The sequence below is a fragment of the Herbaspirillum sp. VT-16-41 genome (assembly GCF_001994935.1).
GTDB lineage: Bacteria > Pseudomonadota > Gammaproteobacteria > Burkholderiales > Burkholderiaceae_D > Herbaspirillum > Herbaspirillum frisingense.
Genome location: NZ_MUXB01000009.1, coordinates 1 through 1627, shown reverse-complemented (window position 1 = coordinate 1627; position 1627 = coordinate 1). Strand labels below are relative to the sequence as shown.

The following is a 1627-nucleotide window of genomic DNA, read 5'->3' as shown; positions in this document are numbered from 1 at the left end:
AACTTTTGTTAATAATGCTCCAAATAATGCAGCGACTGCGGTTGGCGCAATACTATAAGAGCCCGGAAGCCAGAAATAAAGTAATAGTCCAGCTTTCAAGGCAAAGACCGTTAAAAATACAATACTAATAACGGTCAACAAAGGCGTTTGACCTGATTCAGCTATCCGTTCTGAAATATGAGCCATATTTAATGTTCCAATGGCACCATATAAGTATGCAATGGCAACAAGGAAAAACCATGAAGACAAGACATTGATTAATACATACTTAATGGATTCTCTTAATTGTACTTTTTCTCCTCCTAAGGCAATAAGCACATAGGATGCAAGTAACAAAAGTTGGACATTAACTAATGGCGGCCTCGAAATCGGTTGCGCAGCCGCTTACCGTTCGTCCTGAGTAGCGGCGCAGCCGCGTATCGAAGGGGCGCGCAGGCGTGTCTTCGATACGGCCATCAATGGCCTACTCAGTCCGAACGGTAGTGGATTGATTTCAGTACAGCCTCCAAGCAGCTAGCGAGAGCACAAAACATGACAACGAACATCCTCAAAGTCGAACAACTGAGCGTGGCCTATGGCGGCATCCAGGCCGTCAAGGGCATTGCGACGGCGATATAACCACACTCAAATATAAAAAACCTCTGACTTTTAAGGACTTTTATGCGTATCACACTGATTAGCGCAGCGGTTTGCTGCGCCTTTTTTGGGGTAAATACGGCGCAAGCTGCCGCTCTGACGGTTGAACAGCGGCTGGCATTGCTGGAATCGCGGCTTAATGACGCGGTCAATCAGGCCAGCGAGGCGAATGCCAGAGCTAAAGCGGCAGAACAGCGAACCATCAGCGCCGAGAACCGGGCCAAAAACGCAGAGCAACAATTACACGCTCTTAACGCGCGCACCACCGTCAGTGAGCAAAAAATGCAGGCGACGGAGAACAAAGTAAACGCGGTCAATGCCATTCTCTTTTTTGAATTGATCAACCAGGTAGTCAATAATTACTTGGTCAAAATCGTCTCCGCCAAGACGGTTATCTCCGGCAGTGGATTTTACCTCAAATACTCCATCGCCAAGTTCAAGGATAGACACGTCAAAAGTACCGCCGCCAAGGTCATAAACAAGAATTGTCTGGTCTTCATCCATTTTATCAAGACCATAAGCCAACGCTGCAGCAGTAGGTTCGTTGATGATTCGTTCAACTTCCAGGTTTGCAATTTTGTACGCCGACCACCTAGATCTACGCTCATCCCCTTCGCAACGCGCAGGCGCTGGCCTCCCTGGATCTGTTAGTACCCGCCTCGCTCATTGCCGCCATCTTTACTCTCAGCCTCGCCGGTAACATGCCCATCTGGGAGCCGTTGCTGATTTATGGGCTGGGTACCCTGTGGTACGGCGCGTTTAACGCCTTCTGGTTCTGGCTGTGGCGAGAGCAACCGCTGCGTGAATCCTTGAGCCTGCTGTATCGCCAACTGGCGGACTATTGCGAAGCGAAATACAGTTTACTGACGCAGCACGTCGATCCAGAAAAAGCCCTTCCGCCACTCCTGGCACGCCAGCAAAAGGCGGTGGATATGATTAGCCAGTGTTACCAACAACTGCATATGCTGGCGGCAAATAACAACAACGACTA

The 1627-nt window shown here is 49.2% G+C and carries 2 protein-coding genes and 2 pseudogenes; 2 read left to right on the top strand and 2 right to left on the bottom strand.

Annotated features, from left to right (window positions below):
* Positions 1 to 336: proton-conducting transporter membrane subunit (locus BTM36_RS00110; RefSeq protein ID WP_305778095.1), on the bottom strand; the 336-nt coding region annotated here is incomplete at its 3' end.
* A gap of 324 nt (positions 337 to 660) precedes the next feature.
* On the opposite strand from BTM36_RS00110, the pseudogene BTM36_RS29245 reads away from it, so the two are divergent.
* Positions 661 to 816 (top strand): annotated as a pseudogene (locus BTM36_RS29245) (carbohydrate porin); the annotation flags it as partial.
* Between the two features lie 132 nt (positions 817 to 948).
* Here the strand turns inward: BTM36_RS29245 and BTM36_RS00100 are convergent.
* A pseudogene (locus BTM36_RS00100) lies at positions 949 to 1242 on the bottom strand (Hsp70 family protein); the annotation flags it as partial.
* 95 nt (positions 1243 to 1337) lie between these two features.
* On the opposite strand from BTM36_RS00100, the gene BTM36_RS00095 reads away from it, so the two are divergent.
* Positions 1338 to 1627, top strand: a 290-nt coding sequence (locus tag BTM36_RS00095) for an FUSC family membrane protein (RefSeq protein WP_254426881.1), incomplete at its 3' end; no start/stop codon positions are given.